Below are 14,766 nucleotides of genomic sequence, written 5' to 3' on the forward strand. Positions count from 1 at the left end.
TACCGTTACAACAAAGAATCGCAACCATTTTGGCAAGTTTTATTTACAGTTTACACCTTCTCTTTTTGCTTCACTTTCAAATTATCAAAAATACTCGAGCCGAGATGACTCAATAATTCCTTATGAATGTGAGATAAACGCGGTTTTTCATTCGACTCAAATGCCAACGGACGACAAAATTCCATGGCTTTAATGCCCAATCGCGCCGTCAACAATCCAACGCCAATGCCCTGTGCGGCACGGGCAGAAAGTTTAGCAGTGAGATCTTGCGAAAGCCAATTCACGCCAAGATCTTGAATCAATTCTGTCGCTCCGGCAAAAGCCATATTTACCAGCACCATGCGTAATAAACGAAGGCGGCTGACATAGCCCAATTCAATGCCGTAAAGCCGTGCAATTTGGTTGACCAAACGGATGTTGCGCCAAGCAATAAAAAACATATCTGCCAACGCTAGCGGGCTAATTGCCACCAATGCTGCCGATTCCGTCGTTGCTTTGTTAATGAGTTTTTTGGCCTGTTTATCAAAAGGGAGCAATACATTTTGGCTGAACAAATGCAATACTTCCGGCACGGAATAAGATTCGTTCATTTGCTGACGCCACTTCGCTAAATCGCCTTGTTGTGGATCAAGCTTCATTAATTTGCCCATTTGCTCACACAATTCAATCGCTTGTTGATGCGTTTCTGCTGGAAATTCACCGTGAAAAACGACCGCACTTTCCAGCCACTCTCGGCTTTGATGTTGCATTTCACCGCATTTACGCAACTGCACCAAACGCCGCCATTCTCCGATGATGGCAGAAATGCCAAGTAACACCGCTAAACATAACACCAAGGAAAAGGCAAAATAGATCCATTGATTTTGCTGCCAAGTATCCACAAGCCATTGCACGGACTGCGCCACTGTCGCCGTAAAAAATAAAAGTGCGGTACCAATCAGAACACGTTTCCACCAACGTGGTGTCGGTTGAACACTTTGCTCAAATTGCGCTTCTAACAATTCACCTTCCAACGGCATATTATCTGCATCCGTATCCGGCACAGCCTGTTCTTCACGAAATTCCTGCTTGGCGATGAAAGCATCCTGTTGTTCAACCTGCTCCTGTTGACTAAAAATCTTTTTTTCCATTCTGCTTGCTCCTGTTATAACTTATCGCCCAGTAAAAATTGCAACACGGCATCCATTCGTAAGTGCGGTATATTTTCGCCTTGTTCTAAACGGCGTGGTTCAAACTGATCAAATTCAAATTTTTGATTTTGCCAAAAATCAGCACTCGGCAATTTACTCGGCACACTGCCGGGATAAAGCGTGACTTTTTGCAAATCGCTAGTACGCACGCCTTGAATGGCTTTAAATTGACGCCCCTGCTGATTCACCAGCATCTGTTGCGTTGCCCTAATAGACGCAATGGCGGTGTAATCGGTAGCAATATCGGCAAACTCCACGTAACGCCCGCCTTCCTGTACTAACTGGCGCATGAGGCTGACCAAATTTGGCAACTGATCAGTAGTGATATGATCTGCTTTGGTGGCGATAAACATTAATTTATCGATTTTCGGCGAAAAAAGACGGTTCAAAAAATTACGTTTGCCGTAATGAAAATTGCGAAACAGTTGATGTAACGCTAATTGCATGTCCTCAAACGCTTCGCGACTGTGATTCAACGGCGTTAAGCAATCCGCCAAAATCACTTGCCGATCAAACGTGGAAAAATACTGTTGATAAAAATCTTTCACAATGTGCCGACGGTAATAATCGTAGCGTTTTTGCAACACTGCAAAATAGCTGTTTTCTTTCGCTTCATTCTTGAATTGTTGCCATTGTGGTTCGGTTAGATGCAACAAGGGGAAAAATTGCAAAGCCGGTGCACCTTCCAGCTCACCGGGTAACACAAATCTCCCCGGCTGAATAAAATGCAAGCCGTGCTGTTTGCATTGCCATAAATAATCGGTGTAATCCTTGGCAAGCTGCGCCAAAATATCCTCATCCGCCGGTGCGGTTAGATTCACGTTTTGAGCTTTTTCCAACCAGCTTTGCGCCAATTTCAAATGTGTCGTATTCAGTTGTCGCTGCAATTCCTGTGACCATTGCTGAAAATCCAAATCCAACAATGACAAATCCAACAGCCACTCTCCCGGATAATCAAAAATATCCAGATACAACGTCCCCTTTTCTTTCACATGACGCAACAAACCGCCACTGCGCTGATAACGAATCGCCAAACGTGTTTCACTTACGCCTTTGGTGGACTGAGGCCACTTCGGTGGTTGTTGCGACAATGTATTAAGATTGCCTTCATAATCAAAACGAGGAACGGACAAATCCAATTGCGGAATACGTTTTGCCGCAATAATGCCGTGCCGGCGTGCCGCATCAAATAAGGGAAGATGGCTATTATCGACGCGATTAATATGTAACAGCTGATTAATTAGGCTCGTAATAAAAGCGGTTTTCCCACTTCGACTTAGCCCTGTCACAGCAATGCGTAACGTACGATCCAAACCGCGATTAACCAGTTCATTTAATTCTTTTTGCAGGTGATTTAGCATAATTTCCGTTCTTTTTAATTAAGGGAAAATGACATAGATAATGAGCGATATTATACCGAAAAAATGAAGAGGAGATTAATTTGCTTGGGATTAAGGAGATAATGGAAGAAAAGTGCGGTCATTTTGGGCGACAAATTTCCAGAAGTGGCAGATTCGCTAGAATATCCACGGAATATATCTTACAATTTGGCATTCATTTTTAGCCTGTTGATCCGTTTATGATGTTGTATAAAAAAATCCTTGCGCCCGTTTGTTTGTTTGCTTTTGCGGTGGATTCTGCAACGGCGGCACCGCGCGTGCCTGAAGAACTCACCGATAACGGATTGATTTATTGCACGCATGCTTCCGGCTTTTCCTTTAATCCACAAACAGCGGATGCGGGAACCAGTATGAACGTGGTGACAGAGCAGATTTACAATAAACTGTTTGAAATTTCGAACACGGCTGCCGAGCCAATCCCTGTATTGGCACAATCTTACTCGCTTTCGCCCGATGGCAAGGTGATTACCATTCATTTGCGCCGCGGGATTAAATTCCATCAGACAGATTGGTTTAAACCGACCCGCGATTTTAATGCGGATGATGTCGTGTTTTCGCTCAATCGGGTGTTAGGTTATGAGACTTATTTACCGACGTTAGAACAAACCTCCGTCAGCTATAAAAATCCGCAATATCGTATTTTCCATGAACAGGCAAAAAAAGTGCGCTTTCCTTATTTTGAAAGCATTAAGCTAAACCAAAAAATTGAATCGGTGAAAGCCATCAATCCGCATACGGTAGAGATTACCTTATTCAAACCTGATGCTTCCATTTTGTCTCACTTAGCAAGTCAATACGCCATTATTTTCTCGCAAGAATATGCCGTACAGCTCAATGCGGATGATAATTTAGTGCAACTGGATACCTTGCCTGTTGGCACCGGTCCATATAAAGTCAAAAACTATTTCCGCAATCAATATGTGCGTTTAGAAAAAAACGAAGAATATTGGAAAAAAGAAGCTAAAATTCATGACATTCTGATTGATTTATCCGCAGATCGTACTGGGCGCTTGGTGAAATTCTTTAACGGTGAATGCCAAATTGCGTCTTATCCGGAAGTCAGTCAGTTAGGGTTACTGAAGGAAAATGACGCACGCTATTATATGAAAAGTGTTGAGGGCATGAATTTAGCATATTTGGCGTTTAATTTCCAAAAAACAGCAATTCAAGATCCACCATTGCGACACGCCATCTCACAAGCCATTAATCGTAAAAGAATCATTAAAACGATTTATCACAACACAGCAACGGTGGCGAATAACATTATTCCGAATATTTCGTGGGCTTCAAGCGTGAATACGCCGGATTTTGAGTATGACTTTATGCCATTGAAAGCCAAACAAGTGTTACAAGATAAAAAATTAAGCTTGACGATGTGGGTGATTAATGAAGAACAAGTATATAACCCAGCACCGTTGAAAATGGCGGAATTAATTAAATCAGATCTTGCGAATGCCGGCGTTGAAGTGAAAATTCGCCCGGTCACTCGAACATTTTTAATTGAGCAATTACATAATAAATCTGAAGATTACGACATGATTTTAACCGGTTGGCTCGGGGGAAATTTAGATCCCGACAGTTTTATGCGCCCGATTTTAAGTTGTAGTACCTCAAACGAAATCACCAATTTATCCAACTGGTGCAACGAACACTTCGATAACATCATGGATAATGCATTAGATAGTTCCAATCAACAGATTCGTTCCGAAGCTTACAACCAAGCGCAAGAATTAATTTTATCGGAATTGCCGATCATCCCTATTGCAAACGTCAAACGGGTTTTGGTCGCCAATGGTCGAGTACAAAATATTGAGATGAGCCCCTTCGGCACTTTGAATTTCTCGACGCTATCACTACGAAAAGGACACAAGTAATGTTTAATTCTCTGATTCGACAATGTGTTTTTCTCGTTTTAACGTTCCTTATCCTAACATTAATCAGTTACCTGATTTTGATGCAAGATCCGCTTAATGCCGAATTAATGACACCGCACTTTTACAGTGGCTATTTTCATTATTTGGTGCGCCTTATCCAAGGTGACTTAGGTATCAGCTATAACGGTGGCGAAGCCCTTAAATCGACTATTTTTACCGTGCTCCCACCAACATTAGAACTCTGTTTTTGTGCGATTTTACTGGCAACATTGTTCGGTATTCCCCTTGGGCTCATCGGTGCAATTTATCCTGCTAATTTTATCGGAAAAACCATCCGCACTTTATCTGCTGTTGGCCTCTCCTTGCCGGTATTTTGGATTGCGCCGATTTTACTGTACTTTTCTGCAATTAATTCGTGGGAAATTTCTGCTATCGGGCAATACAATTTACTGTATGAAATCAAGCCAATTAGCGGTTTCCCGATTATTGATGTTTGGTTTGTCGAAGCGCCTTATCGGGTTAAAATCATCCAAAACGTTTTGCAACACTTGGCATTACCAACCTTAGTTTTAACCATTTTACCCACCATGGAAATCGTACGTTTAGTGCAACAACGAGCGGAATTTATCTTCCAGCAAAACTACGTTAAAGTTGCTTCTACACGAGGTTGGTCGAAATTTAGCGTGTTACGTAAATACGTTTTACGCAACACCTTGCCTTTGTTAATTCCTCACACCACCCGTTTATTTACGTTGGTGATTACACAATGTATGTTGGTTGAAAATACCTTAGGTTGGCCGGGAATCGGACGTTGGTTAATTGATGCCGTCACACAGCAAGACTACAACAGTATTTCAGCCGGCATCATTACTATCGGGCTTTGTATTATTATCATTAAAGTGGCATCTGAAAGCTTAATCTTTATTTTGGATCCGTTAAATAAGAAGGGTTGGCATGCAAGATAGAGAACCTGAAGATTTTCGCGAAAGCGACACATTAAAGCATATTTGGGCGCTCTTCCGAGAAGATCGCATTGCGCTTTTCAGTTTCTATGCTCTTTTAGTGCTGATTTTGACCGCACTTTTTAGTCCATTCATTGCCCCCTACTCAGCAGAAATGCAATTTATCGGGCAAGAACTTATGCCGCCTTCTTGGGCAAATAACGGTCAAATCGCCTATTTTTTAGGAACGGATGATATTGGTCGGGATGTGCTCAGTCGTATCATTATTGGCACGACCTATACCGTTGGCGCAGCGATTATTGTGGTAATTCTGACCGCCCTTATCGGTGGTGGACTTGGCATTTGGGCAGGCATGTCGCAAGGCATTAAATCTCGTGTACTGGGGCATTTTTTAGATGCGTTCCTCACCATTCCGGTGTTATTAGTGGCAATCATTATTGCCACTTTAATGGAACCAAGTTTAATTAACGCCATGTTGGCAATCACCTTAGCATTGCTACCTTATTTCGTACATGAAATTTATCGCAGCATTCAAGCAGAGCTCAAAAAAGAATATGTATTGATGTTACGCTTAGACGGCATCTCTAACAGCGTGTTACTGAAAGAAACTATCTTACCCAACATTGCACCACAATATATTCAAGAAATCTCCCGTGCATTTACGATTGCTATTTTGGATATTAGTGCCCTCAGTTTTATTTCTCTTGGCGCACAACGCCCAGCACCGGAATGGGGGGCGATGATAAAAGATTCCTTAGAATTAATTTATTTAGCCCCTTGGACGGTTATTCTGCCGGGACTTGCAATTATCATCAGCGTACTAATCGGCTTGGTGTTTACCAATGGGCTATGCCGAGCGATTACCAAATATTATGAGTAGATAACTATGGCACTCTTAGATATTCGCAATCTTCGCATTGATATCCAAACCCCAAACGGGTTAATCCGCATTGTCGATAATGTGAGTTTTACAATCGATGAAGGGGAAATTTGTGGCTTGGTCGGTGAATCCGGTTCGGGCAAAAGCCTCATTGCTAAAGTTATCTGTAATGCCTTTAAAGATTCTTGGATTGTCACCGCTGATCGTTTCCGTTTTAACGATGTTGAATTATTAAAACTCACACCGGCACAACGTCGCAAACTGGTGGGTAAAGAAATTTCGATGGTGTTTCAAGATCCGTTAACCTGTCTTGATCCTAGCCAGAAAATTGGTAAACAACTCATCCAAAGTATCCCGGGATGGACATTTAAAGGTCGTTGGTGGCAGCGTTTATTTAATTGGAAAAAACGTCGCGCCATTGAGTTACTTCATCGCGTCGGAATCAAAGAACACAAAGATATCATGCGCAGTTACCCTCATGAATTAACGGAAGGAGAAGGGCAAAAAGTCATGATTGCCATTGCCGTGGCAAACCAACCTCGATTACTGATTGCCGATGAACCGGCAAATTCGGTGGAATCCATTACAAAAGTGCAAATATTCCGTCTGCTTTCAAGTATGAATCAAAATCAAGGCACATCCATTTTACTTGCCAGTAATGACATTAACACCATCAGCGAATGGTGTGATTCGTTTATTGTGCTGTATTGCGGACAAAATGCAGAATCCGGCCCTAAAGAGAATATTTTAGAAACCCCACATCACCCCTATACTCAAGCCTTGTTGCATTCCATTCCAGATTTCACTCAACCTTTGCCTTTTAAAAGTCAACTTGGCACACTCAAAGGTTCAGTTCCCCTACTGGAACAAATGCCGATTGGCTGTCGTCTTGGCCCGCGTTGTCCATTTGCGCAGAAAAAATGTATCGTAAAACCGACCGCACTTCGTATTAAACAGCATGAATTTTTCTGTCATTTCCCCATCAATTTAAGGGAAAAGAAAATCAAAGAAAAAGAATTGATTCAACCGCTCACTTTAAGTTCCGATCAAGAATAAAGGAAAGAAAATGCCATTATTACAAGTGGAAGATCTCACAAAATCATTTAAAAATACGCTCGGTCTGCTTAACCCCGGTTATTTTCGCGCAGTGGAAGAAATCAGTTTTTCCCTCGAAGCGGGCAAAACATTGGCGATTATCGGACGTAATGGCTCAGGAAAATCTACCTTGGCAAAAATGATCGTAGGCATCACCGAACCCACTTCAGGTAAAATCCTATTCAAAGATAAACCACTCACTTTCGGTGATTACAACTATCGCTCCAAACATATCCGCATGGTGTTTCAGGATCCGAATACGGCATTTAATCCACGCCTCAATGTGGGACAAATTCTTGATACGCCATTGCTATTGGCCACACATCTAAATGAGCAAGAACGCAATCAGAAAATTTTTAACATTTTGAAATTAGTGGGAATGCATCCTGATCATGCCAACATCAAAATTAATACGCTTTCCGTGAGCCAAAAACAGCGTATTGCCCTTGCGCGCGCGTTAATTTTAGATCCACAAATTATCATTATTGATGATGCGGTCGGGTCATTAGATACCACGGTGAAAACCCAACTGACTAATTTAATGCTAGAATTACAAAACAAACTGGGACTTGCCTATATTTATGTTGGTCAGCATCTGGGGATTATTAAGCATATTGCCGATGAAATTTTAGTGATGGAAGACGGCGTGATGATTGAATATGGTGAGACACGTTCAATTTTCACCGATCCACAAACGGATATTACTAAACGACTAATCGAAAGCCATTTTGGTAAAATTTTGGATGACTCTTCTTGGGAGAAATACCAAGACTAAAAAATCCAATTCCTTCAATAATAAAAAGTGCGGTAGATAATTACGATAAAAATTTTCATTAAATTAATTCAAGTCGAATTAGCTGGTAGGAAAGACAAAAAAGGTGGCTGGGGTACTAGGATTCGAACCTAGGGATGCCGAGATCAAAACCCGGTGCCTTACCGCTTGGCGATACCCCAATAGATGTTTATTAAAAGCAGAAATTAAGAATAGTATGGCTGGGGTACTAGGATTCGAACCTAGGGATGCCGAGATCAAAACCCGGTGCCTTACCGCTTGGCGATACCCCAACTACTATATTGATATCAATGAAATAAATGGTGCGGGACGAGGGACTTGAACCCACACACCTCGCGGCGCCGGAACCTAAATCCGGTGCGTCTACCAATTTCGCCAGTCCCGCAAATATGGTGGCTATGACGGGATTCGAACCTGTGACCCCAACATTATGAGTGTTGTGCTCTAACCAACTGAGCTACATAGCCATTTCTTTGCAATCATCTCATTGACTTTGCGGGGCGTATTATGCGGATATTGCCCCTACTCGTCAACCATTTTTTTGGGAAAATAAATAAAATTAGATCATTCGGATAGAGATTAAACAAATCGCGTTAATTTTATTCAACGCTTAGTTTACTCCTCTCTCAACCTAAATAACTTTTAGTCACTCCGGCTCTCAAAAATATTTTTTTTTAGGACCGCACTTTTCTCTTAAAGATTTATTCTTCAATTAAACGGCGCAATAAACTGCCGTCAAACAACGCTCTTTTTACTAAAGCAAAAGCACCTATCACATCTTCATTGCTAAGCTCCGATGCGACTAATGGCGTATTTTGGACAAACGCCGGTAATGCATGACTTTCCAAGGTGCGACGAATTGCGGCAAATAAGACATTTTTGGCTTGGGTTATTTCACCGGAAATCACAATTTTTTCCGGATTAAACATATTGACGCTCATCGCCAACACGCGCCCGATTTGTGTACCAACGTGTTCAATTAACTCTGTGGCTACCGCATCTTGCTTATTGCTGGCTTTGCAAATGGCTTCAATGTCATGAGCTTCCAAAGAAAGCCATTTACTTTGGTAACCGTCTTCCAATAACTCTGACATTTTATTTTCAATCGCTGAATTGCTGACCACCGTTTCCAAACAGCCCACATTGCCACACATACAACGTTTTCCTAACGGATCCACCTGAATATGCCCAATTTCGCCCACATTCTTTTTATAGCCGGAAAAGAGTTCGTGATTAATCACAATTCCCGCACCAACACCGCGATGAATACGCAATAGCAACGAATCGTAACAATCTTTGGTGACACCAAAATAGTGCTCCGCAAGAGCTAAACTACGCACATCATGCCCGATATAGGTAGGTAAATTGAAACGTTCGGCAACGTGATTTGCCAAGTCCCAAGGCGTGCTTAAGTCAAAGTGCGGAACCTGTTCAATCATGTTGCTTTTAACATCCACAAAGCCGGGAACAGTGATACCGATAGCAATAAACTCACTGCTGTGCTTTTGGTTTTCTTGAATAAATTCATCCAAGCGTTGAAATAAAAACTGTTCAAATGCTTGTGGTGTTGGGTAATTCTCAAGCGTAAAGACGGATTTATTCACTAATTTGGCGGACAAATCCATAATGGCTAACGTTAAATGCTCACGTCCAATGCCCACTAAAATAGAACGAAAATGTTTATGCTCTGCCATAATCGAGGTTGCACGACGCCCACCGGTCGATTCTTGTTGCTCTACTTCTTTAATTAAACCGCGAGCAAGTAAATGACGGGTGATTTTAGTCACACTTGCCGGAGCAAGTTGGCTTATTTCAGAGATTTGAATACGGGAAATAGGACCTTGCTGATCGATGAGCTTATACACCACCGCACTATTCATTTGTTTTACTAGATCAACATTCGCGATTTGAGGACTTTCTCGCATTTTTTTCTCCCGTAAAAGTAAATTGACTGATTTTAAACAGCATTTAAATTCATTCGGAACGACTATTCATCGTACATTCCCAAGGCTTTAGAAAAGGTTTGCAGACCCACCGCATTACCATTTTTCACCATGGTTTGCATGGCTTTTGTCGGCGAATGGATCAATTTATTCATTAATTTATAACTTAATTCTTGTAACACTTGTTCCGCCTCTTCGCCTTGTTGTAAGGAAACTATCGCTTTTTCTAGCAAATCCTGACGAGTAAGTTCCGCCTCTTCACGATAACGACGGATCAAATTAGAAAACTGATGGACTTTCAACCACGCAAAGAAATCCGCACATTCCGCCTGAATAATTTCCTTTGCCTGCGCAGAGGCTTGTTCCCGTTGGCTTAAATTATGTTGAATGATATTTTGTAAATCATCCACCGTATAGTGATAAACACTGTCTAATTCCGCCGCACTTTCTTCAATGTCACGCGGCACGGCAATATCCACCAACAACATCGGACGATAGCGGCGCATGATTTGCGCCTTTTCAACCATGTTGCGGTTTATCAAAATATGCTGGCTGCCGGTAGAGCTAATCACAATATCCGCTTGATTTAAGCCCTGCTGTAACTGTTCTAGCGGCAGGATTTGAATATCCACCGTTGTATCTAATTTCTCCACGAGGGCTTCTGCGCGGGCTAAAGTGCGGTTGGAAATCACCATGTTTTTTACACCGTGACGCAATAAATGACGGCAAACCAATTCAATGGTTTCACCCGCGCCTACTAACAAAATGGTTAATTCGCTCAGCGATTCAAAAATTTGGCGCGCTAAACTGCAAGCAGCGTATGCCACAGATACCGCACTTTCACCTATATTGGTTTCTGTACGCACGCGTTTTGCCGTGGAAAATGTTTTTTGAAATAAACGGGATAATTCGCCGGAAATAGCTTGCTGTTCTTGTTGATAGTGCTGCTCGCTCATTTGATAAGCTTGCTTCACTTGTCCCAAAATTTGGGGCTCGCCTAAAATCAATGAATCCAAGCCACAAGCTACTTCCATTAAATGATTGACTGCCGGTAGGTTTTCATAAGTGTAAAGGCAACGCTGAAGCTCGGCTAAGTCCAGTTGATGAATTTCAGCGAACCATTGTATAGCTTGGCGAATCCAATGTTGCGTTTCTTGTGGTGGGACGGTTTTATTGTGCAGATAAACTTCAGTTCGGTTACAAGTGGATAAAATCACCGCACTTTCGGCTAATTCAATTTGCCGAATATGACGCAAAGCAAAAGCACGTTTTTCATCAGAAAAAGCGACTTTTTCCCGTAAGGCAACAGAGGCGGTTTTGTGATTAATACCAAGAACTAAAATCGTCATAAAAAATACATGAAAAATCACCGCACTTTATTATGTTGACACAACAAATACGGCAACATTTATCCCACTAAAATATAAAAAATAGACATAAAAACGGGCTATATTCTAGCTGAATTGCCCATGTTTGGGCAAATTAGCGCAAGAAAAAAGCCATTAATCTGCAATTTTATTGCGAAGCATCAAATTTCTAAAACGTATCTTTTGCTTGGCGTAATTGGGTAAATTGCGCCAAGGTGGTTGCCGTTAAAAACGGATTAATATGTTTTTCCAAGCCTATCGTGGTGGGTAGACTTGGTTTATTTTCAGCACGTAATTGCGCCACCAAAACACGATGATTTTCCACCGCACTTTTGTTTGCCCAAACGTTTTGCACAAACGCTAAATTACTTAACGTATATTCATGCCCTGGGCAAACAATCGTGTCATCAGGTAACGCTGCAAAACACTGCATGGTGGCAAACATTTGCGCGTAATCACCGGTAAACACTCGCCCGCAACCGGCGGAGAATAAGGCATCACCACAAAACAAATGCCCATCCACCCAATAACTCACATGCTGCGCCGTATGCCCACCACTGGGCAATACTTGAATTCGATAATGTTCGGTGATAAGGTCGCCTTCATTAATCACCTGCGTCAGCCCACAAGCAGCGCACTCTGCCGGACCATAAATCGGCACTTGCGGGAAACGTTGCTTGAACGCCGCAACACCGTCTGTGTGATCCGCATGGTTGTGCGTCAGCAACAACGCATCAACGGAGAGATGTTGTTCTTCCAACAAGTGAAACAGCTTGTCGGTTTCAGGCAAATCAACGATGAGCAACGGTAAATTTTCCCGTGCATAAAGCCAAATATAATTATCGTTTAACGCAGGAATCGGAATTAACATAGAACCTCGGAGTTACCATGATGTGGCGTGCTAAATATGAAAAGTCACTGGCGATGCCCACCGGTTGGCAACAACTGCCAAATGGGCGCGCTTATTGTAACGCATTAAACGCTTATTTTGCCCCTTGGTTTACAAAAATTTGTGGTTATCAGATTCTGAAAATTGGCGGACTTAGTGCAGAAATTCAATGTGATTTGCCCTTGCGCCACCAAATTAGTCTCAGCGAAAAAATAACGGAAAATTTGACCGCACTTTTAGACGATAATCATTCCATTGTACAAACCAAGCTTACCGAACTCCCCTTTATTCAACAGCAGTTGGATGCTTGTGTGTTGGCCAACACGCTGAATTTTGTCCAAGATCCCCATCAAGTGTTGCGCGAAACCCACCGCGTTCTCACCGATGACGGCTACTTGTTCCTCAGTCTGTTTAATCCGCTTAACTGCCTATTTTTTAAATCAAAAACAGGTGACTTCCCTGCGCGTCATTATTGCATTTGGCGGATCATTGATTGGTTAGAATTACTCAACTTTGATATTTTGGAACAGCAGAATTTGGCGCTGTCCCATCAAACCGCCGGTTGGTTTGCCCCGCTGACAGTTATCGTGGCGCAAAAACGCACCTATCCATTAACGCTGAATCCACAAAAAGTGCGGTCAAAAATCCCTGCGTTTTTACAACCGGCAGAAGCGTTAAAACAAGCGGAAGATCTTTAGTCTTTGAAGAAAAAAATAACGGTCAGAAATAAATCCCTTTCTGACCGTTCACATTCATAGCGAAGAAAAAATTAATCTTCTTTACCTAAAATCTGGTTAATCTCGCTTTTATATAATACTGCTTTAGCACCATAAACTGCTTGTACGCCACCACCGACTTCCAACACTTCAACGGCACCTAACGCTTTTAATCGTGTTTTATCCACTAATTTGACGTCTTTCACCGCTACCCGCAAACGAGTAATACAGGCATCCACGTTCTCAATATTTTCTGCGCTACCTAGGGCGTTGATGATCTCGTGGGCGTTTTCCGTTAAAGAAGAGGTTTGTTGTTCCACGCTGTCTTCTTGCTCTTCTGCACGTCCTGGGGTCATCACATTAAATTGGGTAATTAAGAAGCGGAAACTGAAATAATATAACGCCGCCCAACATACGCCGACCCAAATCACATTAAACCAGTTGGTATTTTCATTGCCTTGTAAGATCCCAAATAACAGGAAGTCAATAAATCCGCCGGAGAACGTGTTACCGATGGAAATATTCAAAATGTCGGCAATGTAGAAGGAAACGCCGTCTAAAAAGGCGTGGAAAACATACAACCAAGGTGCAACGAATAAGAACATAAATTCAATAGGCTCGGTGATCCCTGTAATAAAAGAGGTCAACGCTGCACCAAGGAATAACCCGCCAATGGCTTTACGACGCGCTTTCGGCACACAGTGATACATCGCCAAACAGGCTGCCGGCAAGCCGAACATCATGGTGTCAAAACGACCTGCGAAAAAACGTGTACCTTCGGTAAATAAACCTTGGTGATTCGGATCCGCTAATTGGGCAAAGAAGATTTTTTGCGCTCCAATAATGGTTTCACCATTCACGATTTCCGTACCGCCTAATTCGGTGTACCAAAATAACGGATAAATCATGTGGTGCAAGCCTACTGCACCACATAAGCGCATGAGGAAGCCATAAAAGAATGTTCCGATTGCGCCCATGGAAGCAATATGTTCACCGGCAGACAATAACCAATTTTGAAATGTCGGCCAAATTAAAAAGAAGATGGCGCCGACAAAAATCGCCGCAAAAGAGGTAACAATCGGCACAAAACGAGAACCACCGAAGAAACCTAAAATTTGAGGTAATTGAATATTATGATATTTATTGTGCAGTTTGACGGTAATCAAGCCCATCACCAAAGCACCGATCACCCCTGTATCAATTCCTTTGGTTTCCGGTGAGAACAGCGGAATCAATGCCGCAATCGTACCAGTCATGATTAAATAGCCGACCGTTGCCGCCAGTGCTGCAACCCCTTTATCCCGCTTGGCTAAACCAATACCCAAACCGATACAAAGCAATAATGCCAAATTACCGAACACCACCGAACCGGCTGCCGACATGATCTGAAACACACCTTGCAAAACCGAATGATCTAATAATGGATAGGCTTGCACGGTGGCTTTGTTAGATAATGCGCCCCCAATCCCTAGTAACAAACCGGCTGCAGGTAAAATGGCAATTGGCAACATAAATGCCTTACCAACCTGTTGAAGCTGTTTAAACATACGTTTTCTCCTTAATTTACGACATGGTTTATGCCCCAAATACCACACTTGCCAGATCTGGTGTTTTCCCTTCAAAGGCAAAGTGCTTTGTGGAATATTACTTCAATACG

Annotated in this window: 12 protein-coding genes and 4 tRNA genes; 6 read left to right on the top strand and 10 right to left on the bottom strand. The window is 42.3% G+C overall.

Annotated elements, in window-relative coordinates:
• Nucleotides 1-50: 50 nt before the first annotated feature.
• Together LQ983_RS01600 and LQ983_RS01605 are read right to left on the bottom strand one after the other, a co-directional pair.
• The gene (locus LQ983_RS01600; protein ID WP_230621416.1) at nucleotides 51-1,130 is read right to left on the bottom strand and encodes a TIGR01620 family protein; all 1,080 of its coding nucleotides are present in this window, start codon (nucleotides 1,128-1,130) and stop codon (nucleotides 51-53) included.
• 14 nt (nucleotides 1,131-1,144) lie between these two features.
• Entirely contained in the window at nucleotides 1,145-2,551 is a 1,407-nt protein-coding gene (locus LQ983_RS01605) for a YcjX family protein (RefSeq protein WP_230621417.1), read from the bottom strand.
• 221 nt (nucleotides 2,552-2,772) lie between these two features.
• Here LQ983_RS01605 and LQ983_RS01610 point away from each other — a divergent pair, with 221 nt between their 5' ends.
• The 5 genes from LQ983_RS01610 to LQ983_RS01630 are packed head-to-tail and all read left to right on the top strand — an operon-like array spanning nucleotide 2,773 to nucleotide 8,176.
• Nucleotides 2,773-4,464 carry an ABC transporter substrate-binding protein gene (locus LQ983_RS01610; protein ID WP_230622584.1) on the top strand — a complete coding sequence of 564 codons (1,692 nt, stop codon included), beginning with the start codon at nucleotides 2,773-2,775 and terminating at the stop codon, nucleotides 4,462-4,464.
• Entirely contained in the window at nucleotides 4,464-5,429 is a 966-nt protein-coding gene (locus LQ983_RS01615) for an ABC transporter permease subunit (RefSeq protein WP_230621418.1), read from the top strand. The genes LQ983_RS01610 and LQ983_RS01615 overlap by 1 nt, the downstream gene beginning before the upstream one ends.
• Nucleotides 5,419-6,306 carry an ABC transporter permease subunit gene (locus LQ983_RS01620; RefSeq protein WP_109432945.1) on the top strand — a complete coding sequence of 296 codons (888 nt, stop codon included), beginning with the start codon at nucleotides 5,419-5,421 and terminating at the stop codon, nucleotides 6,304-6,306. The genes LQ983_RS01615 and LQ983_RS01620 overlap by 11 nt, the downstream gene beginning before the upstream one ends.
• Before the next feature lie 6 nt (nucleotides 6,307-6,312).
• Nucleotides 6,313-7,362 carry an oligopeptide/dipeptide ABC transporter ATP-binding protein gene (locus tag LQ983_RS01625; RefSeq protein ID WP_048750579.1) on the top strand — a complete coding sequence of 350 codons (1,050 nt, stop codon included), beginning with the start codon at nucleotides 6,313-6,315 and terminating at the stop codon, nucleotides 7,360-7,362.
• 10 nt (nucleotides 7,363-7,372) lie between these two features.
• Nucleotides 7,373-8,176: an ATP-binding cassette domain-containing protein gene (locus LQ983_RS01630; RefSeq protein WP_109432944.1), complete on the top strand. Its 804-nt coding sequence runs from the start codon at nucleotides 7,373-7,375 to the stop codon at nucleotides 8,174-8,176.
• Nucleotides 8,177-8,280: 104 nt separating this feature from the next.
• Here the strand turns inward: LQ983_RS01630 and LQ983_RS01635 are convergent.
• The 7 genes from LQ983_RS01635 to gloB form a co-directional block, all read right to left on the bottom strand.
• Nucleotides 8,281-8,355: transfer RNA gene (locus tag LQ983_RS01635), tRNA-Gln, on the bottom strand.
• A 36-nt stretch (nucleotides 8,356-8,391) separates the two neighbouring features.
• Nucleotides 8,392-8,466 (bottom strand) — tRNA-Gln (locus tag LQ983_RS01640).
• A gap of 28 nt (nucleotides 8,467-8,494) precedes the next feature.
• Nucleotides 8,495-8,579, bottom strand: a tRNA-Leu gene (locus LQ983_RS01645).
• Between the two features lie 5 nt (nucleotides 8,580-8,584).
• Nucleotides 8,585-8,661 (bottom strand) — tRNA-Met (locus LQ983_RS01650).
• A 234-nt stretch (nucleotides 8,662-8,895) separates the two neighbouring features.
• Complete coding sequence (locus tag LQ983_RS01655; RefSeq protein ID WP_109432943.1) at nucleotides 8,896-10,119, bottom strand: ROK family protein; 1,224 nt, start codon at nucleotides 10,117-10,119, stop codon at nucleotides 8,896-8,898.
• 62 nt (nucleotides 10,120-10,181) lie between these two features.
• Entirely contained in the window at nucleotides 10,182-11,486 is a 1,305-nt protein-coding gene (gene hemA / locus LQ983_RS01660; RefSeq protein ID WP_109432942.1) for a glutamyl-tRNA reductase, read from the bottom strand.
• A gap of 187 nt (nucleotides 11,487-11,673) precedes the next feature.
• Nucleotides 11,674-12,375: a hydroxyacylglutathione hydrolase gene (gloB, locus tag LQ983_RS01665; protein ID WP_109432941.1), complete on the bottom strand. Its 702-nt coding sequence runs from the start codon at nucleotides 12,373-12,375 to the stop codon at nucleotides 11,674-11,676.
• Between the two features lie 20 nt (nucleotides 12,376-12,395).
• Here gloB and LQ983_RS01670 point away from each other — a divergent pair, with 20 nt between their 5' ends.
• The gene (locus LQ983_RS01670; RefSeq protein ID WP_109432989.1) at nucleotides 12,396-13,091 is read left to right on the top strand and encodes a methyltransferase domain-containing protein; all 696 of its coding nucleotides are present in this window, start codon (nucleotides 12,396-12,398) and stop codon (nucleotides 13,089-13,091) included.
• Between the two features lie 71 nt (nucleotides 13,092-13,162).
• On the opposite strand, the gene LQ983_RS01675 is transcribed toward LQ983_RS01670, so the two are convergent.
• A complete protein-coding gene (locus LQ983_RS01675) occupies nucleotides 13,163-14,656 on the bottom strand; it encodes a PTS transporter subunit EIIC (RefSeq protein WP_109432940.1) in 1,494 nt (497 codons plus the stop codon).
• Nucleotides 14,657-14,766 lie beyond the last annotated feature (110 nt).

This window comes from Aggregatibacter sp. Marseille-P9115, from assembly GCF_920939465.1.
In the GTDB taxonomy this organism is placed as follows: domain Bacteria; phylum Pseudomonadota; class Gammaproteobacteria; order Enterobacterales; family Pasteurellaceae; genus Aggregatibacter; species Aggregatibacter segnis_B.

What these genes read in the sequence shown, in the direction of transcription:
- LQ983_RS01620 (WP_109432945.1), top strand. Translation starts at nt 5,419, where the DNA reads ATGCAAGATAGAGAACCTGAAGATTTTCGCGAAAGCGACACATTAAAG.
- gloB (WP_109432941.1), bottom strand. Translation starts at nt 12,375, where the DNA reads ATGTTAATTCCGATTCCTGCGTTAAACGATAATTATATTTGGCTTTAT.
- LQ983_RS01605 (WP_230621417.1), bottom strand. Translation starts at nt 2,551, where the DNA reads ATGCTAAATCACCTGCAAAAAGAATTAAATGAACTGGTTAATCGCGGT.
- LQ983_RS01675 (WP_109432940.1), bottom strand. Translation starts at nt 14,656, where the DNA reads ATGTTTAAACAGCTTCAACAGGTTGGTAAGGCATTTATGTTGCCAATT.
- LQ983_RS01625 (WP_048750579.1), top strand. Translation starts at nt 6,313, where the DNA reads ATGGCACTCTTAGATATTCGCAATCTTCGCATTGATATCCAAACCCCA.
- hemA (WP_109432942.1), bottom strand. Translation starts at nt 11,486, where the DNA reads ATGACGATTTTAGTTCTTGGTATTAATCACAAAACCGCCTCTGTTGCC.
- LQ983_RS01655 (WP_109432943.1), bottom strand. Translation starts at nt 10,119, where the DNA reads ATGCGAGAAAGTCCTCAAATCGCGAATGTTGATCTAGTAAAACAAATG.
- LQ983_RS01600 (WP_230621416.1), bottom strand. Translation starts at nt 1,130, where the DNA reads ATGGAAAAAAAGATTTTTAGTCAACAGGAGCAGGTTGAACAACAGGAT.
- LQ983_RS01615 (WP_230621418.1), top strand. Translation starts at nt 4,464, where the DNA reads ATGTTTAATTCTCTGATTCGACAATGTGTTTTTCTCGTTTTAACGTTC.
- LQ983_RS01670 (WP_109432989.1), top strand. Translation starts at nt 12,396, where the DNA reads ATGTGGCGTGCTAAATATGAAAAGTCACTGGCGATGCCCACCGGTTGG.
- LQ983_RS01630 (WP_109432944.1), top strand. Translation starts at nt 7,373, where the DNA reads ATGCCATTATTACAAGTGGAAGATCTCACAAAATCATTTAAAAATACG.
- LQ983_RS01610 (WP_230622584.1), top strand. Translation starts at nt 2,773, where the DNA reads ATGTTGTATAAAAAAATCCTTGCGCCCGTTTGTTTGTTTGCTTTTGCG.